25 protein-coding genes are annotated in these 19530 nt (G+C 60.2%); 11 read left to right on the top strand and 14 right to left on the bottom strand.

The window, feature by feature from the left end:
* Positions 1 to 87 precede the first annotated feature (87 nt).
* Positions 88 to 696, bottom strand: a complete 609-nt coding sequence (locus ACR0NY_RS06215; RefSeq protein ID WP_170337580.1) for an HdeD family acid-resistance protein — start codon at positions 694 to 696, stop codon at positions 88 to 90.
* Between the two features lie 52 nt (positions 697 to 748).
* Positions 749 to 1444, bottom strand: a complete 696-nt coding sequence (locus ACR0NY_RS06210; protein WP_170358291.1) for an NAD-dependent deacylase — start codon at positions 1442 to 1444, stop codon at positions 749 to 751.
* 27 nt (positions 1445 to 1471) lie between these two features.
* Here ACR0NY_RS06210 and ACR0NY_RS06205 point away from each other — a divergent pair, with 27 nt between their 5' ends.
* On the top strand, positions 1472 to 1915 hold the full coding sequence (locus tag ACR0NY_RS06205; protein WP_170368791.1) for a low molecular weight protein-tyrosine-phosphatase: 444 nt from the start codon (positions 1472 to 1474) through the stop codon (positions 1913 to 1915).
* Here ACR0NY_RS06205 and ACR0NY_RS06200 read toward each other — a convergent pair.
* The gene (locus ACR0NY_RS06200; RefSeq protein WP_170362997.1) at positions 1912 to 2874 is read right to left on the bottom strand and encodes a LysR family transcriptional regulator; all 963 of its coding nucleotides are present in this window, start codon (positions 2872 to 2874) and stop codon (positions 1912 to 1914) included. The two genes, ACR0NY_RS06205 and ACR0NY_RS06200, sit on opposite strands and share 4 nt — an antisense overlap.
* A 67-nt stretch (positions 2875 to 2941) precedes the next feature.
* Positions 2942 to 3253 (bottom strand): hypothetical protein, encoded by a 312-nt coding sequence (locus tag ACR0NY_RS06195; RefSeq protein ID WP_093962696.1) that lies wholly within the window; start codon positions 3251 to 3253, stop codon positions 2942 to 2944.
* A gap of 345 nt (positions 3254 to 3598) precedes the next feature.
* Here ACR0NY_RS06195 and lepA point away from each other — a divergent pair, with 345 nt between their 5' ends.
* Complete coding sequence (gene lepA, locus ACR0NY_RS06190) at positions 3599 to 5398, top strand: translation elongation factor 4 (RefSeq protein WP_170368790.1); 1800 nt, start codon at positions 3599 to 3601, stop codon at positions 5396 to 5398.
* A 67-nt stretch (positions 5399 to 5465) separates the two neighbouring features.
* On the opposite strand, the gene ACR0NY_RS06185 is transcribed toward lepA, so the two are convergent.
* Positions 5466 to 6179 carry a class I SAM-dependent methyltransferase gene (locus ACR0NY_RS06185; protein WP_170337585.1) on the bottom strand — a complete coding sequence of 238 codons (714 nt, stop codon included), beginning with the start codon at positions 6177 to 6179 and terminating at the stop codon, positions 5466 to 5468.
* A gap of 322 nt (positions 6180 to 6501) precedes the next feature.
* Between ACR0NY_RS06185 and ACR0NY_RS06180 the strand changes: the two genes are divergently transcribed.
* On the top strand, positions 6502 to 6816 hold the full coding sequence (locus ACR0NY_RS06180) for a hypothetical protein (RefSeq protein ID WP_110644555.1): 315 nt from the start codon (positions 6502 to 6504) through the stop codon (positions 6814 to 6816).
* A gap of 123 nt (positions 6817 to 6939) precedes the next feature.
* Positions 6940 to 7392, top strand: coding sequence for a hypothetical protein (locus tag ACR0NY_RS06175; protein WP_170368789.1), 453 nt, complete (start codon positions 6940 to 6942; stop codon positions 7390 to 7392).
* A 954-nt stretch (positions 7393 to 8346) separates the two neighbouring features.
* Here ACR0NY_RS06175 and ACR0NY_RS06170 read toward each other — a convergent pair.
* The 4 genes from ACR0NY_RS06170 to ACR0NY_RS06155 form a co-directional block, all read right to left on the bottom strand.
* On the bottom strand, positions 8347 to 8484 hold the full coding sequence (locus ACR0NY_RS06170) for an entericidin A/B family lipoprotein (RefSeq protein ID WP_093962692.1): 138 nt from the start codon (positions 8482 to 8484) through the stop codon (positions 8347 to 8349).
* 73 nt (positions 8485 to 8557) lie between these two features.
* Positions 8558 to 9352 carry an iron chelate uptake ABC transporter family permease subunit gene (locus ACR0NY_RS06165; RefSeq protein ID WP_170337587.1) on the bottom strand — a complete coding sequence of 265 codons (795 nt, stop codon included), beginning with the start codon at positions 9350 to 9352 and terminating at the stop codon, positions 8558 to 8560.
* Positions 9352 to 10095, bottom strand: coding sequence for a metal ABC transporter ATP-binding protein (locus ACR0NY_RS06160; RefSeq protein WP_170368788.1), 744 nt, complete (start codon positions 10093 to 10095; stop codon positions 9352 to 9354). The genes ACR0NY_RS06165 and ACR0NY_RS06160 overlap by 1 nt, the downstream gene beginning before the upstream one ends.
* The gene (locus ACR0NY_RS06155; RefSeq protein ID WP_170368787.1) at positions 10092 to 10571 is read right to left on the bottom strand and encodes a Fur family transcriptional regulator; all 480 of its coding nucleotides are present in this window, start codon (positions 10569 to 10571) and stop codon (positions 10092 to 10094) included. Before ACR0NY_RS06155 ends, ACR0NY_RS06160 begins: the two co-directional genes overlap by 4 nt.
* Positions 10572 to 10662: 91 nt before the next feature.
* Here ACR0NY_RS06155 and ACR0NY_RS06150 point away from each other — a divergent pair, with 91 nt between their 5' ends.
* Entirely contained in the window at positions 10663 to 11724 is a 1062-nt protein-coding gene (locus ACR0NY_RS06150) for a zinc ABC transporter substrate-binding protein (protein WP_170368786.1), read from the top strand.
* Between the two features lie 56 nt (positions 11725 to 11780).
* Here ACR0NY_RS06150 and ACR0NY_RS06145 read toward each other — a convergent pair whose 3' ends face one another.
* Complete coding sequence (locus ACR0NY_RS06145; protein ID WP_093962687.1) at positions 11781 to 12116, bottom strand: ArsR/SmtB family transcription factor; 336 nt, start codon at positions 12114 to 12116, stop codon at positions 11781 to 11783.
* Between the two features lie 353 nt (positions 12117 to 12469).
* Between ACR0NY_RS06145 and ACR0NY_RS06140 the strand changes: the two genes are divergently transcribed.
* The 6 genes from ACR0NY_RS06140 (at position 12470) to ACR0NY_RS06115 (ending at position 16217) form a co-directional block, all read left to right on the top strand.
* On the top strand, positions 12470 to 13102 hold the full coding sequence (locus ACR0NY_RS06140; protein WP_093962686.1) for an ATP-dependent Clp protease proteolytic subunit: 633 nt from the start codon (positions 12470 to 12472) through the stop codon (positions 13100 to 13102).
* Positions 13103 to 13238: 136 nt separating this feature from the next.
* Positions 13239 to 14507 (top strand): ATP-dependent Clp protease ATP-binding subunit ClpX, encoded by a 1269-nt coding sequence (gene clpX, locus ACR0NY_RS06135; protein WP_170337591.1) that lies wholly within the window; start codon positions 13239 to 13241, stop codon positions 14505 to 14507.
* A gap of 64 nt (positions 14508 to 14571) precedes the next feature.
* Complete coding sequence (locus ACR0NY_RS06130; protein ID WP_170338037.1) at positions 14572 to 14934, top strand: RidA family protein; 363 nt, start codon at positions 14572 to 14574, stop codon at positions 14932 to 14934.
* A gap of 79 nt (positions 14935 to 15013) precedes the next feature.
* Positions 15014 to 15397 (top strand): NADH:ubiquinone oxidoreductase subunit NDUFA12, encoded by a 384-nt coding sequence (locus ACR0NY_RS06125; RefSeq protein ID WP_170338039.1) that lies wholly within the window; start codon positions 15014 to 15016, stop codon positions 15395 to 15397.
* Positions 15398 to 15408: 11 nt separating this feature from the next.
* Positions 15409 to 15861, top strand: coding sequence for an outer membrane lipid asymmetry maintenance protein MlaD (gene mlaD / locus ACR0NY_RS06120; protein WP_093962682.1), 453 nt, complete (start codon positions 15409 to 15411; stop codon positions 15859 to 15861).
* The gene (locus tag ACR0NY_RS06115; protein ID WP_170337593.1) at positions 15858 to 16217 is read left to right on the top strand and encodes a DUF2155 domain-containing protein; all 360 of its coding nucleotides are present in this window, start codon (positions 15858 to 15860) and stop codon (positions 16215 to 16217) included. The genes mlaD and ACR0NY_RS06115 overlap by 4 nt, the downstream gene beginning before the upstream one ends.
* On the opposite strand, the gene aat is transcribed toward ACR0NY_RS06115, so the two are convergent.
* The 4 genes from aat to ACR0NY_RS06095 form a co-directional block, all read right to left on the bottom strand.
* Positions 16181 to 16813 carry a leucyl/phenylalanyl-tRNA--protein transferase gene (gene aat, locus ACR0NY_RS06110; RefSeq protein ID WP_170337594.1) on the bottom strand — a complete coding sequence of 211 codons (633 nt, stop codon included), beginning with the start codon at positions 16811 to 16813 and terminating at the stop codon, positions 16181 to 16183. The genes ACR0NY_RS06115 and aat overlap by 37 nt on opposite strands.
* 55 nt (positions 16814 to 16868) lie before the next feature.
* Complete coding sequence (accC, locus tag ACR0NY_RS06105) at positions 16869 to 18215, bottom strand: acetyl-CoA carboxylase biotin carboxylase subunit (protein WP_170368785.1); 1347 nt, start codon at positions 18213 to 18215, stop codon at positions 16869 to 16871.
* A gap of 9 nt (positions 18216 to 18224) precedes the next feature.
* The gene (accB, locus tag ACR0NY_RS06100) at positions 18225 to 18722 is read right to left on the bottom strand and encodes an acetyl-CoA carboxylase biotin carboxyl carrier protein (protein ID WP_170337596.1); all 498 of its coding nucleotides are present in this window, start codon (positions 18720 to 18722) and stop codon (positions 18225 to 18227) included.
* A 149-nt stretch (positions 18723 to 18871) separates the two neighbouring features.
* Complete coding sequence (locus ACR0NY_RS06095; RefSeq protein WP_093962677.1) at positions 18872 to 19408, bottom strand: LuxR C-terminal-related transcriptional regulator; 537 nt, start codon at positions 19406 to 19408, stop codon at positions 18872 to 18874.
* Between the last annotated feature and the right edge of the window lie 122 nt (positions 19409 to 19530).

Raw genomic sequence — 19530 nt, 5'->3', positions numbered from 1 at the left:
TCGGGCCGCGATGCGGCCGTCATCCATGCGTCAGGCCGGGTCAAGCCCCGGCCTGTTCGCGTTTCGCCTGCCGATCAGCGTTGTTCTTCACTTGTTGACCACGCGCATCGAAACTCGTTCTCCGGCCCGTTTGAAGCGTGCGGCCATGAACAGCATGACGCCGGCAAAGGCCAAGGCGGAGAACGCGATTGCCCAGCCCAGTGCGACGACGCCGCTTCCGGGCCAGAAGATCAGCACCAGCCCGATGATAAGGGCCACGATGCCCGAGTTCCGAACGGTCGCGCGTTCTGGGTCCAGCTGATGCATCTGGCCCAGCGAAATCAACGACCCGATCCCGATGATCAGCGCCCAGGCGCCCAGTAGGAAGAACGTCAGACGTGCTGTGCCTTCCGGCCAGATCAAAAGGACCAGCCCAATCAAGACCGCCCCGATACCCGCGCCTCCGATCAGTCCGCGCCGCCCGAAGCCAAGCAGGGTCAGGCCGCCATCGAGGATCAGCAGCACTCCTACCAGCCGCAGCAACAGAGCGATGCTGCCGGTTGGCCAGAACAGCGCGGCAATGCCAACGGCCCCCGCAAGCAATCCTCGCAGTAGGAACGTCCACCACAGATCCGCGAGGGTGTCGCCCAGCGCTTCGCGGCTGTCGATGCCTTCGTCGTCAACGATTTCGCCACGGGGGGCTTCAGGCTCGGTCATCTGTTTCTCCTGGTTCAGGTTCCTTCAGCTTAGACCAGCGTGATGACCCGAGTCACCTGCGGCCCAGCAAGTCATCGACCCAGCGTGGCACGATCTGGGTGGCGGGGCCAAGCAGCGTCTGATCGAAGCTGGATGCACCAACCGAAGGCTCGAGGTTCAATTCGACTGTCTGTGCGCCCGCAGCAATGGCTTCGTGAACGAAGGCCGCAGCCGGGTAGACTTGGCCAGAGGTTCCGATGGCGGCGAATATCCCGGCCTGTGCCAGATGGTCGTAAATCTGATCCATGTGGTAAGGCATTTCGCCGAACCACACGATGTCGGGTCGGGCGGTTGCCGCGCGGCAGGCGGGGCACGGTTCGCCCACGGACATTTCCGCTGGCGCAGTCCAGCGATGCCCGCAAGAGGCGCAAAGCGCGCCGGACAGGATGCCGTGCATGTGGATAACCCTGGTCGCACCTCCGGCTTCGTGCAGGCTGTCCACGTTCTGCGTTACGATCACCACTTCTCCCGGCCAGTCGCGCTGAAGCCGGGCCAGTGCTGTGTGGGCTGCATTTGGGTCGGCGCCACCCGCCTGCACCCGGCGCGCGTTGTAGAAGCCATGAACAAGGGCAGGGTTTCGGGCAAAACCTTCGGGTGTCGCCACGTCTTCGATCCGGTGCTGTGCCCACAATCCGCCTTCATCGCGAAAGGTGCCCAATCCGCTTTCCGCCGAAATCCCGGCTCCGGTCAAAATCACGATCTTTTCCATTCGCCCTCCACACGTTAAACCCGAGCCATGTCAAAGCGTATCCTGTTTGTCTGCCTCGGCAACATCTGCCGGTCCCCTGCTGCCGAAGGTGTTTTCCGTGTCAGGGCGCCTCATCATGTCTGCGACAGTGCCGGAACGTCCGACTGGCATGTCGGGGATCCACCCTATGCGCCGATGCAACACGCGGCTCGCAACCGAGGGCTGGAGCTGAGCGATCTGCGCGCGCGCCAGTTTGCGGTGTCCGATTTCGACAGGTTTGACCTGATCATCGGTATGGACAGCGAAAATATCGCCAAGATCGAGGCTTTGCGCCCGGCCGACAATCCTACACCCGTACGCTTGCTGACCGAATTTGCGCCCCACGCCGGCGCTGATCATGTGCCCGACCCCTACTATACCCGCGATTTCGACGGGGCGCTGGACCTCATCGAAGCCGCCGTGGATGGGTTGGTGGCATATCTGGACGGCTAGCCGCCGATCACCTTCAACTGACCGGATAACCAGGGCAGGCGGGAAAGGGCTGGTTCGATCATCTGGCTTTGCATCAAACGGCGCGTCATGCCCGCGACTTCGCGCGGAACCTGATCTGACCAGTCAGACCGCGTGAACAGGGAAATAGTGCGCGAGAACTCTCCGAACGGAGCCGGGTAGACATCCATGCCTTCGTGGAAGCGGGCTGCCCGCATGTATCCCAACGGCGTGGTGATCGCCCAGCCAAGGCCGCGCGCCACCATCGCCATCAGTGCCAAGTGCGACCCAATCTCGAACCGCTCTTCGAACTGCAGCTGTTGCCGCGCCAGGTGGCTTTCGATTTGCCTGCTGATCAACTGTTCCCGCGCATAGCGCAGAAAGGGCAGGGTCTGCAAAGCAGCCTCTACGCCCCCATTGGGCACACCGCCCTTCGGCGCGACCAGAATGAAAGGATCCTGTACCAAAGGGTACTCCACCACGCCTTCCAGTACCTCGCCGCTATGGGCCGAGACCGCCAGATGCAGACGTTGCGAAGCCAGCGCCTCAAAGATTTCGAGGCTGGGGAGGGTTATGAGTTTGAACTTGGAACGGGTCAGGCTGTCGGCCAGCAATGTGGCAAGACGCGGGGTCAGGTCATTGTCGAAATCGTCGATCAGGCCGATCGAAAGTGTGCTCAGATGACCCAGGTCCATGACCGACAGCTCGCTTTGGGCCATCTGCAACTCGGCCAGTACGGATTCGGCCCGCGCCAGAAAGCTGCGCCCGGCTTGGGTCAGGCGCATGGGTCTGCGCCCGTGATCCACGAGGTCCGTGCCCAGAGCATTCTCGAGATTGCGCAACTGCTGGCTGACCGATGGCTGGCTGAGTCCGGTAATCTCGGCAGCCTGTGCCACCGAACCGGTCCGCGCCAAGGCCTCGAACACTTCGAGACCGCGCAGGGTCAACCCTTTCGTCACCATATGATTTCCCTTTCACTGCGCCATTACTGAGGCGCAGGGCGGGTCAGGTCAAGGATCGCGGTCAGCGTCAGCTGCAGATCGCCTGCGCCATGCGGCCAAAGTTCTGATACCGCTCCCACAGCGCGTCATCGCGAGCGGATTTCGACATCTTCAGCTCTTGGGCCTGATGCGGGTCGGTGAACCATTTGGCCACGGTTTTCTGATCTTTGTTGGTCAAAGCCTGATCGGCCACCCGCTGGATGCACTTGCACCTGTCACGGGTCGCAGCCGAACGGTCGGACGCCAAACATGCACGTTTGATCTGCGCCGCTTCGGTCATGGCCGGAGCCAAAGTGGTCAGCGACGTGGCGCATAGCGCGATAATGAGGAACTGTTTCATGCTCATGCCTCGTTTTGCCTGCCCGGAGGAGTCTTGTGTCCCTCTCGGCTTGCGGCGCAGTATCGTCCAAGTTTTCCTGCCGTTCAACAATTTGCTTTCAGAAACTCAGTACCTGAGTCGAAAGTGCCGCGGTTGGCGCGACGGTCGGCTGTGGCATGCCCTTCGCAATCCGTTTTGGGCCGCGCAATGCGGCCGAGTTCTTTCTGCGATCGGCCGCCTAGACGCAACTGAGGCCTTGGAACGAAGCCAACCGCAGCGTCATTGCTTCATAGCGCTGAAGTATGGGGTGTTCGCCGTGCTGTCTCACCTTGACCAGCGCCCGATTTCGAACCATATCCCGACGCTATGACAGACCTCGCTCATATCCGCAATTTCTCCATCGTCGCGCATATCGACCATGGCAAATCCACCCTTGCCGACCGGCTCATCCAAGAGACCGGAACGGTCAAGGATCGCGACATGAAGGAACAGCTGCTCGACAGCATGGATATCGAGCGCGAGCGCGGCATCACCATCAAGGCCAACACGGTCCGCATCGACTATACCGCCGACAATGGCGAAAAGTACGTGCTGAACCTGATCGACACTCCCGGCCACGTGGACTTCGCCTATGAAGTCTCACGGTCCATGCGTGCGGTCGAAGGCTCGCTGCTGGTGGTGGACTCGACGCAAGGGGTCGAGGCGCAGACGCTGGCCAACGTGTATCAGGCCATCGACGCCGACCACGAGATCGTGCCGGTGCTGAACAAGATCGACCTGCCGGCCTCGGACTGCGACCGCGTGGCCGAGCAGATCGAGGACGTGATCGGCATCGACGCCACCGACGCCATCCGCGTCTCGGCCAAGACGGGCGAGGGGATCCATGAGACGCTCGAGGCGATCGTGAACCATCTGCCCGCGCCCAAGGGCGAGCGCGACGCGCCGCTCAAGGCGATGCTGGTGGACAGCTGGTACGACGCCTATCTGGGCGTGATCGTTCTGGTCCGCATCATGGACGGCGTTCTGAAAAAGGGGATGCGGGTCAAGTTCATGTCGAACGGCACCCTGCACCATGTCGACCGCGTGGGCGTCTTCCGCCCCGAGATGCAGATGGTCGACCAGCTGGGTCCGGGTGAGATCGGCTTCCTCACGGCGTCCATCAAGCAGGTGCGCGACACCCGCGTGGGCGACACGATCACCAATGATCGCAACGGTGCCGAAACCGCTCTGCCGGGCTTCAAACCCGCGCAGCCCGTGGTGTTCTGCGGCCTGTTCCCCGTGGACAGCGCCGAATTCGAAGACCTGCGCGACGCGATCGAGAAACTGGCCCTGAACGACGCCAGCTTCTCGTTCGAGATGGAAACCTCGGCCGCGCTGGGCTTTGGCTTCCGCTGCGGCTTCCTCGGCCTGCTGCACCTCGAGGTCATCCGCGACCGCATCGAACGCGAATACGATATCGAGCTCATCACCACCGCGCCCTCGGTGATCTATCACGTCTACATGAAAGATGGCGAGATGATCGAGCTGCACAACCCCGCCGACATGCCCGACATGTCCAAGGTCGACCACCTCGAGGAACCGCGCATCAAGGCCACCATCCTGGTGCCGGATGAATACCTGGGCGACGTGCTGAAACTCTGCCAGGACCGCCGCGGTATCCAGATGGACCTGACCTATGCGGGCAGCCGCGCGATGGTCGTCTATGACCTGCCGCTGAACGAGGTCGTCTTCGACTTCTACGACCGCCTGAAATCGGTGACCAAGGGCTATGCCAGCTTCGACTACCAGATGACCGGCTACCGCGAGGACAGCCTGGTCAAGATGTCGATCCTGGTGAATGACGAGCCGGTGGACGCACTGTCGGTCATGGTCCACCGCGACCGCGCCGAGACCCGCGGCCGCGCCATGTGCGAAAAGCTGAAAGAGCTGATCCCGCGCCATATGTTCAAGATCCCGATCCAGGCCGCCATCGGCGGCAAGGTCATCGCCCGCGAGACCCTCTCGGCCCTGCGCAAGGACGTGACCGCGAAATGCTATGGCGGGGATGCCACGCGGAAACGGAAACTGCTGGAAAAGCAGAAGGCCGGCAAGAAAAAGATGCGCCAGTTCGGGAAGGTAGATATCCCGCAGGAGGCGTTTATTTCAGCGTTGAAGATGGATGGGTGAGGCTTCTCAGGAATTTCTTTGCCTAAGAGATATCAGTTGCCCGAAGGTCGGCGCGGTTCAGATGATTTCATACCTTGGCGCGAATGATATGGAAATCACATTCTACTAACCCGTTGGATTGATAGTCCAATGGTTTTGAGAAATTGATTCTTCTAAGTTGCCGGTCGGCCACCCGAACATTTCGCATCTGGAAATCGTCGTGAACGACAAACCCATCGGTTGGCATCAGTCCGCCAATCGCAATGGCTTCCCGAAGGTGTGTGTCCTTTGAGCCGTCAAGATGAAGAAAATCAACTGTCGCATCCGGGTTCTCAAGCTGGAACCGGGGTGTTTCGATCAAAGAGTTCCCCTTAATTAGTTCGACCCGATCGCCAAATTTGTACCTGAGCCAATTGAAAGCCGCCGGTACGTAAATATCCACGCGCGCCCAACGCTGGTTCAGACGTTCGCAAACGTCCACACCTACGCATTTCAGCTCGGGGTTAGCCATAAGCGCCAGCAACATGCTGTGGCCAGCATTCACTCCAATTTCGAACAGGCAAGTCGATCGCCGGGCCAGTTCGAAGAAGTTTCTGCGTTTGGATTCGAATTCTGTATTCAATGGCAGGTTATGAAAGTCCCTTTCCAAGTGTTTATAAAACAAATTCCCGTTAATAACTGCAGGTTCCCCGGCTCGAGCCAGATTATCCACGATATAGTCGTTGAGATCCTGAAGAGTGTCTTTCCAGCTTGATGAGGTGATGAGGTCGTTGTAGTCAGCGGCCCGGTTGCTGGAGTCCATGGTCTGTACCCTCGTGTGTGTGGCTCCGTCGACAAATAACCAATCCAGCCAGCTGGTGAAACTTCAAAAAATTCAAGTCACCCTCGGGGGCAAGGCCGGACCGAAAAAACCTGTGATATAGCTTCGGGCCAGTCGCCTCGTGCCTCCCTGCTGAACGACCGCCGCAGCAGCGATTGCGCACTGGAGCTCCGTCTGTTCAGCCCAAAAACGCTCCACAGGACCGCTTCCGAGAGGGGCCTCCCCTCAACGTGACCCACTTCACAGCCCCGCCGACCCGCACCTGCTAAGGTTAACCCAACGGAAACCAGCGGCGGAGGCCCCCATGTCCATGATCCCCATCATCGCGCTTGGATCGGCGGGTCTCTATTCCGTGGCCATGATATCGATGAAGTTCTGGTGGAAACTCCCCGGCCTCGGGCTGGGGCTGCTGATCGTCGCCACCTTGCTGGCCGCCGCCACGCTGGAACTCGCCGCGCTGCGCGACGAACGGCTGGGCATCATCTATACCGGCATTCTGGGGGCCGAGGTCGTGCTGATCGCCATCGCTTCGTTCTTCCTGTTCGGCGAGTCCTTTTCCTACCGCGAGGGGCTGGGCATCGCCCTTGTCATCGCGGGCACCGCGCTGGCCTGGGCCTGAGCCCGTCGGTGAGCGCCGCATGAACCCTTCATGAAGTTTCCCTTAGGTAAGTTGTAACGGCCGCGCGCCCTCCCAATCTGTTCAGCAGGCCAGCAAGGCCCGCCGATCACAGGGAGAGAGCCCATGACCAGATACATGACCGCCAGCGCCGCCGCCGTGGCCGCGACATTGACCATGGGCTCTGCCGCCCTCGCCAATGCCATGCCCGACCTGCGCGGCACGTGGACGGCCAGCCAGACAACGGTGTCGCCTTCGAACGCCAACACCGCCACCGCGCCGCGGTTCAACACCTCGGAATGGGTGCTCGAGATCCAGGCGCAGTACGAAAACGTGTTCTGGGGGCCCAGCATGTGGCGGCGCAATGCCATGGATGACTGGACGATGTACGAGGCCACCGGCTCGATCAGCCAGGATGGTTCGGGCAAGATCGGCATTGTCGAAACCGATGCTGATCCGACCTCGGGCGTCAACGCGCTGATCGATGCGCGGTACGAGGACGGCAAGATCTATGCGGATTTCCGTAGCCTGCGGACTGGAACCACCTACAGCACGGTTCTGGAACGACAGGTGAACTGAAGCGTTTCCGGCCCAGGCGGTTGTAGGGGGTAGTTGCCGTTGCCCGATTTTGCGGGAGACGGAGAGTAGTAGGTTGCCTCGTCCGGGTCGGAACGCTTCTCAATTCGTGGGCTGCACGTTCGTTCACCGTTGCGTGTGGCGACTCATCGATGTCGATTCGAGCGATATGCCCGTATCTGTCACGTCAGGTCCGCCATGAGGGCCGGGATTTTCTCTTCGCACCCGCAGAAATCGCCTATTTGAGCGGAGAGAAATCCGCCTTCGGCTTTTCCCAGTGCAACCCAGCCCGATTTCATCATTTCCCGACTTATCCACATCGTCTTCCAGTCGGATATCAACATTTTATCCCCGGCTAATTTTCATGCTGCAGTGCTATTTTCTTGCCGGACGGGAGGGCGAGTGCCACGGTTCAGACATCGCCAAGGTTCATGACGATCCAAGGCGGGACGCAAAGGTCAGGGGGTCCTGGCACCGCAGGCAGATCTTAGGATTTTCGTCGGGTTGCAAGGGCTTACCGGTAGGTGACCAGTCAGGAGGGGCGCAAGCCCGGCTTGAGCGGTCAGCTTCTCAGAAGGCCAGAGCGGGCGGCAGGGTGCCATCAGGTGCTTTGCGGCAGCGAGGTCCCCTCGGGGGCTGAAGCAACTGGATCGGGGCGTCCCTCGGGCGTGTCGACCCGGCAAGGCGTCAGGGGTGTCCGCAAGGGCACATGCAAAGACCGCGTCTGCGCACCTGGCGCCTTTTCCTTTTGCCGATTTCGGTTTCGTACAGGCTTCCACTCACCGCCCGTCAGAACGGGAACGGGGTTCTTGCGCAATTGCACAAGAACCCCGCAGTCGTGTCAGTAATGCATTACCGCGTCTATGCACCTGTGGCAGGGACAATAATCCGGTCGCCTGGAACTTTCAACCATATGTTGGTAGTGCTGCGCCGCTGTCCGCTAGATGCTGACGGGTGTCAGAGGCTTTCCTGAACGTCCGTCGCCGCGCCCTGGATGGCGTCGCCGGCTTTTTCGATGTCTTTGCCCGCGCCTTTTGCGGTTTCACAGGCCGTCAGGGCCAAAAGGCTCAGCCCGATCAGAATAGTGCGGATCATCGATATCTCCTTGGTTGGTCGACTACCAATCGGTAGCACCATTCAGGCAATGCAGACAAACCTTTTTGGGTGATCAGCCTTTGCGGAAGATGGGACCAAGGATGGCCGTCGCGACAAAGATCAACGCGGCCGCGCAAACGATGCTTGGTCCAGCGGGTGTATCCGCCCAATATGCACCGCCCAGCCCGCCCAACGCCGCCGTCGAGCCTATGATCGCAGCGGTGAAAGCCATACTTTCTGGGGTGCGGGCCAATGGGCGGGCTCCGGCCGCTGGAATGACCAGCAGGGCCGCGATCAGAAGAATTCCGACAACTTTGATGGCGACCGCAACGGCCAGTGCCATCGCCAGAGTCAGCCATAGTTCTTCTCGTTTAGGATCGATCCCGGATGCCTGAGCCAAGTCCGGGTTGAGTGTCGAAACCAGAAGGGCTGACCAGCGCCAGACCATCAGCGCCAAAATCGTGGCGCCACCGATCCAGATCGTGGCCAGATCGGACTTTGTGACGGCAAGGATATCGCCGAACAAAAAGGCATTCAGGTCCAGTCGGACATCGGACAGCAACGCCACGGTTACCAAGCCGGCGGCCAGTGCGGTGTGTGCAATCACACCCAGAAGCGTGTCCATGGCGTAACCGCGACCGCGCAGCAGGCTGACCGACAAGCCCATGGCAAGCGCAGCGGCAATGATTGCGGGCAGCAGCGGCAGAGAAAAGCTGAGCGCCAGCGCTACACCCAATACGGCCGCATGTGCGGTGGCCTCTCCGAGATAGGCCATGCGCCGCCAGACGACAAAACATCCCAGCGGTGCCGCGGCGATCGAAACACCGAGTCCTGCCAGGGCGGCGCGAACCATGAAATCGTCCAGCATCAGTGTGACGTATCCTGCGCGTGATTGTGATCGTGGGTATGACTGTGCTTGTGTTGGTACAAGGCCATCGTGCCCCGTGTTCCACTGCCGAATAACGCCCGATATTCCGGCGCGTCTGCGACCATGTGGGGTGCCCCTTCACAGCAGACATGCCCGTTCAGGCACAGAACCCGATCCGACGCGGCCATGACGACGTGCAAGTCATGGCTGACCATGACTATGGCGCAGCCGAGGTCCGTGCGAACCTGTTCAATGCGTTCATAGAAGGCAGCTGCGCCGGGCTGATCAAGCCCCTGGGTTGCTTCGTCCAGCAGCAGCACCTGAGGCTCTTCCAGCAGCGCGCGGGCCAGAAGGACGCGTTGAAACTGACCGCCGGACAGTCGGGTCATCTGTCTGTCACGCAAGTCCGGCACGCCGGCCAGTTCAAGCGCGGTTTTGGCCTTGCTGGCCGAAACCCGTTTCGGCAGACCAAGGAATCGTTGCACAGTCATCGGCAGGGCGGCGTCCAGCGCAAGTTTCTGGGGGACATAGCCGATCCGCAAACCCGGGGCGCGCCGAACAGTGCCCTGAGCCGTGGGAACAGCTCCGATCATGGCGCGCAGCAGAGTCGATTTTCCCGAACCGTTCGGGCCGACAATGGTGACGATTTCACCAGCGGCGATCTGTGCTGATACGTTGTCCAGAATGAGCCGGCCATCCAGGCGCACCGACAGGTTCTGTAGAGAAATGAGGGGGGTCGTCATGGCTGCGTTCCAATGCAATCCGGGCAAAGACCTTCGGCCTCGACCACGATCCTTTCTATGGTGAAACCTGATGTGTCGGCGGCAGCACCAAGCCGGCCCTGAGTCAGCTCGGTTTCGGTTTCGGCCACGGCCTTGCACGCCCGGCAAATCAGAAACGCAGGCACGTGGTCGTGCGTGGGGTGGGCGCAGGCCGCATAGGCGTTCATCTGCTCGATACGGTGCACGAACCCATGCTGCACCAGGAAGTCCAGTGCACGATAAGCCACCGGAGGTTGCGACCCCATGCCTTCGGCCGACAGAATAGCCAGAATGTCATAAGCTCCCATTGCCTTGTGCTGCTCCAACAATATCTCCAACACGCGGCGGCGCACCGCCGTGAACTGAAGCTTTTGGTTGGCGCATTTTTCCTCGGCCTTGCTCAGCGCGGTTTTCATGCAGTGGTTATGATTGTGGTGCCTGAAGCCTACTGTGCTCATGTGCGCTCCGAAATTTTTGACTTGATATGTTATAACGTGGGCAATATCAAGCCGACCAGCAATGTAATAACATATCATTTCAGGAGGTGACATGTCCCGAAAATTCTTGTTGCTGGCCGGCGTCGTGCTGGCCGGAAAGGCGGCGGCCGATGCGCCCAACGTTGCCGTCGATATCGCACCGGTTCACGCGTTGGTTGCCCAAGTCATGGACGGTGTTGCCGAGCCTTCCCTGATCATCCCGCCCGGAGCCTCACCTCATGACCACGCCATGCGCCCGTCCGAGGCGCGAGCGTTGCAATCTGCGGACGTGGTTTTTTGGGTAGGCCCGGAACTGACCCCGTGGATGACGGGACCACTTGGTGCCCTGTCCGAGGGAGCGACGCAGGTTGAGTTGCTGGAGGTGGCAGGGACTGTGCGGCACGATTTCCGCGACGTGGCCGATCATCATGAGGGAGAAGAGGAGCATGCAGACCACGACGAGCACGACGATCATTCGGACCATGATGACCATGCGAAACACGATGAACACGAGGATCATGCAGGTCACGACGACCATGCGGACCACGATGAACATGAGAAACATGAAGAGCACGCCGATCACGATGTACATGACCATGACCACGGGCATGACCACGACGGTGTAGACCCGCATGCCTGGCTGGACCCGGAAAACGCGCGCGTTTGGGTGCAGGCAATTGCCGAAACTCTGTCAGAGAAGGACCCGGATAACGCTGCGCTGTACCAAGCCAATGCGGACAAGGCGGTTGAAGGCCTGAGTGCTTTGGAAGCCGAGATACGGGCGGATCTGGCCCAGTCAGAGCCGCGGTTTGTCACTTTTCACGACGCCTACCAGTATTTCGAACACCGGTTCGATCTGGCATCTTCGGGCACAGTGAGCCTTGGCGATGCGTCTGCCCCCGGACCGGCCCGTCTGGCCGAGCTAAAAGCCCGGATTGCAGAGGAAGGCATTGATTGTGCATTTTCCGAGCCGCAATACGATACCCGTCTGATCTCCGCCGCGACGGAGGGGATGGATGTGCAAATCCTCGTGCTGGACCCGATCGGTGCCACGCTCGAGCCGGGTCCAACCCTGTATCCGGACCTGTTGCGTGCAATGGCTGCAAGTTTCCAGGCCTGTAGCCGCAACTCGTGAAAAACGAAGGGCGCAACCATCTGTTGCGCCCTTCGCCATTCTACGGGTTTTCTGACTTATTCCTCGTCGCAGAACAACTCGTACACCGTTTCCAGCATTTTGCGAGGTCTGTCGTCTGCAAGGCGATAGTAGATCGCCTTGCCTTCGCGCCGGGGCGTGACCAGCCCCTCAAGGCGCAGCCGCGACAGTTGCTGTGAAACGGCGGCCTGTCGGGCGGACAGCAGTGACTCGAGTTCGGTCACTGATTTTTCGCCGGATACCAGATGACAGAGGATCATCAACCGGCCCTCGTGGCTGATCGCTTTCAGAAAATTCGAAGCGCGGGTTGCGTTAGCGGCCATCCGGTCCATGTCGTCGCGCGAGATGTCTTCGGAAAGTTGGGGAAGTGCCATCTTCTTGTCCTTGTTGGCCCCTTGGTGAGTGTGGGGCAGGTGTTCCCTTTGTTAGTTTCGCCTGAGCGAATTGGGTCTCTATACAGAATGATCAGATATTTCCATATGCATGGATCAAAATGGCGTGATGAAAGCGCTGTGAATGGCGGCGAGGCCAAAAAACAGCCGGGTATTTGCGTCGCGAGCGGTTGTGCGCTCTGTTTTGCGGCATCCCGACGATGCGGACTGACCCGTATTTCTCAATCGGCGTCGCGTGTCCGCTGCCCCTTGCAGGCCCCCGAAGGCAACACTAAGACTCATGTAACTTCTCATCGGGTATGGTCCCGGTTCACACCAAAGCAGGCAGGTTCCGAATGTTCGATCCAGTTGACACCTACATGAATACGCTCGTCCCGATGGTCGTTGAGCAGACCAGCCGCGGCGAAAGGGCCTATGACATCTTCTCGCGCCTGCTGAAGGAGCGGATCATCTTCATCAATGGCCCGATCCATGACGGGATGAGCCACCTGATCGTAGCCCAGCTTCTGCATCTGGAAGCCGAGAATCCGAACAAGGAAATCTCGATCTACATCAACTCGCCCGGCGGTGTCGTGACCAGCGGTCTGTCGATCTACGACACAATGCAGTACATCAAGCCAAAATGTTCGACATTGGTGATCGGTCAGGCGGCCTCGATGGGGTCGGTCCTTCTGGCGGGTGGAGAGAAGGGGATGCGCTTCTCGTTGCCGAACAGCCGCATCATGGTGCACCAGCCCAGCGGCGGTTACCAGGGTCAAGCCAGCGACATCATGATTCACGCGGCCGAAACGCAGAAGCTGAAGGATCGTTTGTACGATATCTATGCCAAGCATACCGGACAGTCGAAAAAGGCCATTGAAAAGGCTTTGGACCGTGACAATTTCATGAGCCCGGAGGAAGCAAAAGAGTGGGGCCATATCGACGAGATCGTCGAAAGCCGCTCCAAATCCGAACCGACCGAAGCGTGATGCGGAAACCCCGCACCCACGGGTGCGGGGTGCGATTTTGACATTGTAGCTGCCCCGGTGCTGGCCTAAGCTGCACGGACAGGCGGCAAGCGCGGTCCGGATCCGGGCCGCAGGGATGGAGCCCGAAAGGTAGAACATGGCGACGAATTCAGGCGGCGACAGCAAGAACACGCTCTACTGCAGCTTCTGTGGAAAAAGCCAGCATGAGGTGCGTAAGCTTATTGCTGGACCGACCGTGTTCATCTGTGATGAATGCGTCGAACTGTGCATGGACATCATCCGCGAGGAAACCAAAGCCAGCGGGCTGAAATCCTCGGACGGTGTGCCCACCCCCAAAGATATCTGCGAGGTGCTGGACGACTATGTCATCGGTCAGGCTCGGGCCAAGCGTGTTCTGTCGGTTGCGGTGCACAACCATTACAAACGTCTGAACCACGCGCAGAAGGCCGGTGGTGACATCGAGCTGGCCAAGTCGAACATTTTGCTGATTGGTCCCACCGGTTGCGGCAAGACTTTGCTGGCGCAGACGCTGGCGCGGATTCTGGACGTGCCGTTCACGATGGCAGACGCGACCACACTGACCGAAGCCGGTTATGTGGGCGAGGATGTCGAGAACATCATCCTCAAGTTGCTGCAGGCCAGCGAATACAATGTTGAACGCGCGCAGCGCGGCATCGTCTATATCGACGAGGTCGACAAGATCACTCGCAAGTCGGAGAACCCCTCGATCACCCGCGACGTGTCGGGCGAGGGTGTGCAGCAGGCCCTGCTGAAGCTGATGGAAGGCACCGTGGCCAGCGTTCCGCCGCAGGGCGGGCGCAAGCACCCGCAGCAGGAATTCCTGCAGGTGGACACCACCAACATCCTGTTCATCTGTGGCGGCGCCTTTGCCGGCCTCGACAAGATCATCGCGCAGCGCGGCAAGGGCTCGGCCATGGGCTTTGGCGCCGATGTTCGCGACAATGACGAGCGCGGTGTGGGCGAGATCTTCCAGGATCTCGAGCCTGAGGACCTGCTGAAATTCGGGTTGATCCCGGAATTCGTTGGACGTCTGCCGGTTCTGGCGACGCTTGAGGACCTGGATGAGGACGCGCTTGTCACCATCCTGACCAAGCCCAAGAACGCGCTGGTCAAGCAATACCAGCGTTTGTTCGAGTTGGAGAACGTCGAACTGGACTTTACCGACGACGCGCTTGCGGCGATTGCCAAAAAGGCGATCGAACGCAAGACCGGTGCCCGCGGCCTGCGTTCCATCCTGGAAGACATTCTTTTGGACACGATGTTCGAACTGCCTGGCATGAAGAACGTGACCAAGGTGGTCGTGAACGAAGAGGCCGTGACGTCGGACGCGCAGCCGCTGATCATCTATGCGGATGCCGCGCCGGAATCGGCATCTGCCGGCTGAACTGCCTGAAATTTAATGCAGATATGGCGCGGCAAAGGCCGCGCCGTTTTCATATGAGGGTGCCATGACGATCCAGCGTATTTCTTCGGGGGGTGAGTTCGAAGCCAAGGTCGGCTACTGCCGGGCCGTTGTTGCGGGTGGCTGGGTCCATGTTGCCGGAACGGTCGGGCAGGGCGAGGGCGTCGTCGACCAATGCCGCTCGGCGCTGACGATCATAGGCAACGCCTTGGCAGAGGCGGGCGCCTCTTTTGCCGACGTGGTGCGCGTGACTTACATGCTGCCCGATCGCCGCGAATTTGAAGCGTGCTGGCCGGTCCTGGCTGAGACGTTCGGTGCCAACCCGCCTGTTGCGACGATGATCGAATGCGGGTTGATTGATCCAAAATACCGGATCGAAATCGAGGTCACCGCATTCTTGCCCAAGTAGTGGGTGCGGTACTTGTGGCTCTGGACCTCTGCTCGGCTTTGGTCCATATCTGCATGGACAGAAATGCCGGAGGCAGCCGATGGGAATCCTGAACACTCTTTTGCGGGCCGTGACCTGGTGGAACGGGGCCACTCTGAACACGCAGATCTACACTGCGCGCAAAGGTATCAAGGTGGGTGAGGACGATCAGGGCAACGTGTTTTATCGCAACGCCGATGACAGCAGACGGTGGGTGATCTTCAATGGAGAGGCCGAGGCCAGTCGGATCGACCCGGAATGGCACGGCTGGTTGCACCGCACCTGGGATGAGCCTCCGACCGACAAGCCACTGCCACACAAGGCGTGGGAAAAGCCGCATCAGGAAAATCTGACGGGCACCGCGATGGCCTATGTGCCGGCGGGGTCCCTGCGCCGTCCCGATCCGATCGAGCGCAAGGACTACGAAGCCTGGAGCCCGGAATAAGCGAGATTCAAATGTCGACCCACAACATGACCGAAGTTCTTGTCGGCGGTGTCGTGCTGGCCAGTGCATTGGCGTTTGGCGTGTATGCCAGCCAGTCCACGGGCTGGTCGCGCGAAAACGGGGGCTACCACCTTGAGGCGTCCTTTCGGTCGCTTGAAGGTGTGGCGGTGGGCACGGATGTGCGCCTCGCGGGTGTAAAAATCGGTACCGTGACCGATGTCGAGTTGAACCCTGAAACCTACCGTGCCGATACGACGATTTCGGTTGCCGAAAACATCCAGATTCCGGATGACAGCGCGATTGTGATCTCGTCCGAAGGCCTTCTGGGGGGTAACTTCGTCGAGGTCATGCCCGGCGGTTCTCCGTTCTATTTTGAGCCGGGCGATCAGATTGAAGACACGCAAGGAGCCGTCAGCCTGATCTCGTTGCTGGTCAAGTTTGTGGCCGGGGATGGCAGCGAATGATGCGTGCCGCCCTGATGGCGCTGCTGTTGGCCGCGACGACGGCCGGCGCGCAGCAGAAGGTTTCCTCGGGACCGGGGGCCATGCTGCGCGGGCTGGACAAGGTCAGCGGTCAGACGGTGGACGTGCAGGTGCCGACAGGTGATACGGTCGAAATTTTTGGCTTGGATGTCGCTCTGGGTGATTGCCGGTATCCGTCTGAAAACCCGACCGGTGACGCGTTTGCCTATCTTACGATCTGGGAAAAGGGAAAGGCCGACCAGCTGTTCGACGGCTGGATGATCGCCACGTCCCCGGCGCTCAACGCCCTGGATCACTCGCGCTACGATGTCTGGGTGATCCGCTGTATCACCCCCTGAGGGGTCTGGCACAACTCGGCGGTGAAATCTGCGCTGGCAGCAGTGGCCTGATCCAGAAGTTGGCGGTATTGCTGTCTGGGGATTTCGATCGCCCCCAACGAAGCCAAATGTGCCGTCAGAAATTGTGTGTCGAACAGTTGAAAACCTGTCTGGCGCAATCGGTCGACCAGATAGGCGAGCGCAATTTTTGACGCATCGGTACGGCGCGAAAACATGCTTTCCCCGAAAAATGCCGCACCCAAGGCAACTCCATAGACGCCACCGACAAGCTCCTCGCCCTCCCAAACCTCAAGTGAATGGGCGCGGCCCGAGTGGTGCAGTTGGGCATAGAGTCTGCGCAGTTCGTCATTGATCCAGGTGTCCGCCCGGTCCGCGCATCCGTCTACGACGGCTGCAAAATCCCGGTTTATGGTCACGGAGAACCCGCAGTTCCGGATGCGTCGCGCAAGGCTGCGGGAGATGTGAAACCCGTCCAACGGGAATACACCCCGCAGCTTTGGATCGACCCAGAAAAGATCCGGGTCGTTCCTGTGTTCGGCCATCGGGAAGATGCCGATGGAATAGCCGTGCAACAGCAGGTCAGGCGTCAGGCCCATGGCTCACACCGCGGCGACAAGCCTGAGAGCGCGTGCTCTCGCGGCTTGGTCGATACTAGGCCATGTTCTCCGCAAGCCAGTGCTCCAGCCAGTGGATGTTGTAATCGCCGCTGTGGATGTCGGGTTCCTGCAGAAGTGCGTGAAACAGGGGAACCGTCGTGTCTACACCGTCCACGATCAACTCACCCAAGGCCCGGTTCAACCGTGCCAGCGCTTCGGGGCGGTCGCGGCCGTGCACGATCAGCTTGCCGATCAACGAATCGTAGTAGGGCGGGATCGAATACCCGTTGTACAGCGCCGAATCCATCCGGACACCCAGGCCGCCCGGCGCGTGATACGCCGTGATCTTGCCCGGGCAGGGCGCGAAGTTCGGCAGCTTTTCGGCGTTGATACGCACTTCGATCGCGTGGCCGTTGATCTCCAGATCGTCCTGGCCGAACGACAACGGTTCTCCGGCCGCAACAAGGATCTGCTCGCGAACAAGGTCGACGCCGAAAATGCCTTCGGTCACAGGGTGTTCGACCTGCAGGCGGGTGTTCATCTCAATGAAATAGAACTCGCCATTTTCATACAGGAACTCGATCGTACCCGCGCCGATATAGTTGATCTTGGCGACCGCATCCGCGCAGACCTTGCCGATTTGGGCGCGCTCCTCAGGAGTGATGCAGGGGCCCGGAGCCTCTTCGAATACTTTCTGGTGACGGCGCTGCAGCGAACAGTCGCGCTCGCCCAGATGGACCGCATTGCCCTTGCCGTCGCCGAAGACCTGAATCTCGATATGGCGGGGCGTGGTCAGGTATTTCTCGATATAGACCTCGTCATTGCCGAACGCGGCCTTGCCCTCGGCCCGCGCGGTCATGAAGGCGCTTTCCATTTCGGCCGCAGTCTGCGCGACTTTCATGCCGCGTCCACCGCCACCGGCGGTGGCCTTGATGATGACCGGATAGCCGATCTCTTCACCGATGCGTTTGGCGGCCTCAAGATCCGGAACGCCGCCGTCCGAGCCCGGTACGCAGGGAACGCCCAGCTCTTTCATGGTGTCCTTGGCGGTGATCTTGTCGCCCATGATGCGGATGTGTTCGGCGGTGGGGCCGATGAACGTGATGCCGTGGTCCTCGACGATCTGAACGAACTCGGCATTTTCGGACAGAAAGCCATAGCCAGGGTGGATCGCTTGGGCGCCGGTGATTTCACAGGCCGAGATGATCGCGGGCATCGAGAGATAGCTTTGGGGGCCGGGTGCCGGTCCGATACATACGGACTCGTCAGCCATGCGCACGTGCATGGCGTCACTGTCGGCGGTCGAGTGCACGGCAACCGTCGCAATCCCCATCTCGCGCGCGGCGCGGATCACACGCAGGGCGATCTCGCCTCGGTTGGCAATCAGGATCTTGTCGAACATGGGCCCGCCTTACTCGATGATGACCAGAGGAGTGCCGAATTCGACAGCGTCGCCATCCCCGACCAGGATCCGCTTGACGGTCCCGGATTTGGGGGCGTGGATGTGGTTCATGGTCTTCATCGCTTCGACGATCAGCAGCGTGTCGCCTTCGGAAACAGATGCGCCGACGGCAATGAACGGGGACGCGCCGGGTTCCGGCTGCATATATACGGTACCAACCATGGGCGAGGTCACCGCGCCGGGGTGGCTCGCCGGGTCCTCGACGGCAGCGGGTGCTTCGGCGGGGGCAGCAGCGGGGGCTGCGACAGGTGCCGGCGCGGCAGCGGGTGCCGGAACGGCAACTTGCACAGGCGCGGCGGTCGGGCTCACTCGGCTGACCCGGACGTTTAGGCTGTCTTCTTCGCCATATTCCCGTTTCACCTGCAACTCGGTCAGGTCATTTTCGCGCAAGAGTTCGGCCAGTGCCTTGATGAACGTCACATCCGCTTCGTGTCTGTTGTCTGTCATGAGTGTCCTCGAAGGTTCCCCTTTGGCCCGTCTGTCTGCGCGGGCTCTGGTCAATTACGCTGCGTTATAAGGCAACCGCGCGGCCATGAAAAGCGCCGACTGGGGCCGTTCTGCCCCGGTTTCTGCGTTATCGACAGGGTCCACGACGGTCAGAGCGGCGTGCCGGACAGTTTGGCGACGAGTTCCGGCAGCTTGCGCGCGCCGAATTTCTCGAGCAGCCGGGCGCGGTAGGCTTCGATGGTCCGGTAGCTGAGCCCCAGTTCGACGCCGATTTCCTTGGCCGACAGGCCGCGACAGGACAGGATCGCGACTTCACGTTCGCGTTTGGTCAATTCGACCAGTGGGCGTTCCTCAGAAATGTCGGAAAAGCTCCAGATTCCATGGCGGAATGGGTCATCGGGTGTCAGCGACCGGCCGCGCGCGCGACACCAGAACAAGTCGCCGTTGCGTCGGCGCATGACCCGCTCGTCCGTGTAGTAGCCGGTGTCCCGCATGACCTGAAGACTTCGTGCGCCAATTCTCTCCCAATCGGCAACGGATGGGTACAGGTGCAGCAAAGGCAGGTTGCGGTAGTCGGATTCGTTGCCCCCGAATGTCCGGGCAAACTGCAAATTGCACCGCCGGATGATGCGGTTTTCAAGCTCGACAAGCCCGATAGGTGCGTATTCGAAGGCCGGATCACTCATTTGCCTATCGTGCCGCCAATTCGGCCGGAATAGAAGAGGGCATTGCAGCGCAGGATTGATTTGGCGTCCGAAAGCGATCAGGGCCCGGCGAAAGCCACGACATTGTCAAGGTTGTAAAACTG

This window comes from Ruegeria sp. BJ5 (genome assembly GCF_056537865.1).
Note: the sequence above shows the minus strand (reverse complement) of the source record. Positions and strands in the feature narration are given on the sequence as shown.

Coding starts and splice junctions, on each gene's coding strand:
- ACR0NY_RS06215 (WP_170337580.1), bottom strand. CDS start 696: ATGACCGAGCCTGAAGCCCCCCGTGGCGAAATCGTTGACGACGAAGGC.
- ACR0NY_RS06210 (WP_170358291.1), bottom strand. CDS start 1,444: ATGGAAAAGATCGTGATTTTGACCGGAGCCGGGATTTCGGCGGAAAGC.
- ACR0NY_RS06205 (WP_170368791.1), top strand. CDS start 1,472: ATGTCAAAGCGTATCCTGTTTGTCTGCCTCGGCAACATCTGCCGGTCC.
- ACR0NY_RS06200 (WP_170362997.1), bottom strand. CDS start 2,874: ATGGTGACGAAAGGGTTGACCCTGCGCGGTCTCGAAGTGTTCGAGGCC.
- ACR0NY_RS06195 (WP_093962696.1), bottom strand. CDS start 3,253: ATGAAACAGTTCCTCATTATCGCGCTATGCGCCACGTCGCTGACCACT.
- lepA (WP_170368790.1), top strand. CDS start 3,599: ATGACAGACCTCGCTCATATCCGCAATTTCTCCATCGTCGCGCATATC.
- ACR0NY_RS06185 (WP_170337585.1), bottom strand. CDS start 6,179: ATGGACTCCAGCAACCGGGCCGCTGACTACAACGACCTCATCACCTCA.
- ACR0NY_RS06180 (WP_110644555.1), top strand. CDS start 6,502: ATGTCCATGATCCCCATCATCGCGCTTGGATCGGCGGGTCTCTATTCC.
- ACR0NY_RS06175 (WP_170368789.1), top strand. CDS start 6,940: ATGACCAGATACATGACCGCCAGCGCCGCCGCCGTGGCCGCGACATTG.
- ACR0NY_RS06170 (WP_093962692.1), bottom strand. CDS start 8,484: ATGATCCGCACTATTCTGATCGGGCTGAGCCTTTTGGCCCTGACGGCC.
- ACR0NY_RS06165 (WP_170337587.1), bottom strand. CDS start 9,352: ATGCTGGACGATTTCATGGTTCGCGCCGCCCTGGCAGGACTCGGTGTT.
- ACR0NY_RS06160 (WP_170368788.1), bottom strand. CDS start 10,095: ATGACGACCCCCCTCATTTCTCTACAGAACCTGTCGGTGCGCCTGGAT.
- ACR0NY_RS06155 (WP_170368787.1), bottom strand. CDS start 10,571: ATGAGCACAGTAGGCTTCAGGCACCACAATCATAACCACTGCATGAAA.
- ACR0NY_RS06150 (WP_170368786.1), top strand. CDS start 10,663: ATGTCCCGAAAATTCTTGTTGCTGGCCGGCGTCGTGCTGGCCGGAAAG.
- ACR0NY_RS06145 (WP_093962687.1), bottom strand. CDS start 12,116: ATGGCACTTCCCCAACTTTCCGAAGACATCTCGCGCGACGACATGGAC.
- ACR0NY_RS06140 (WP_093962686.1), top strand. CDS start 12,470: ATGTTCGATCCAGTTGACACCTACATGAATACGCTCGTCCCGATGGTC.
- clpX (WP_170337591.1), top strand. CDS start 13,239: ATGGCGACGAATTCAGGCGGCGACAGCAAGAACACGCTCTACTGCAGC.
- ACR0NY_RS06130 (WP_170338037.1), top strand. CDS start 14,572: ATGACGATCCAGCGTATTTCTTCGGGGGGTGAGTTCGAAGCCAAGGTC.
- ACR0NY_RS06125 (WP_170338039.1), top strand. CDS start 15,014: ATGGGAATCCTGAACACTCTTTTGCGGGCCGTGACCTGGTGGAACGGG.
- mlaD (WP_093962682.1), top strand. CDS start 15,409: ATGTCGACCCACAACATGACCGAAGTTCTTGTCGGCGGTGTCGTGCTG.
- ACR0NY_RS06115 (WP_170337593.1), top strand. CDS start 15,858: ATGATGCGTGCCGCCCTGATGGCGCTGCTGTTGGCCGCGACGACGGCC.
- aat (WP_170337594.1), bottom strand. CDS start 16,813: ATGGGCCTGACGCCTGACCTGCTGTTGCACGGCTATTCCATCGGCATC.
- accC (WP_170368785.1), bottom strand. CDS start 18,215: ATGTTCGACAAGATCCTGATTGCCAACCGAGGCGAGATCGCCCTGCGT.
- accB (WP_170337596.1), bottom strand. CDS start 18,722: ATGACAGACAACAGACACGAAGCGGATGTGACGTTCATCAAGGCACTG.
- ACR0NY_RS06095 (WP_093962677.1), bottom strand. CDS start 19,408: ATGAGTGATCCGGCCTTCGAATACGCACCTATCGGGCTTGTCGAGCTT.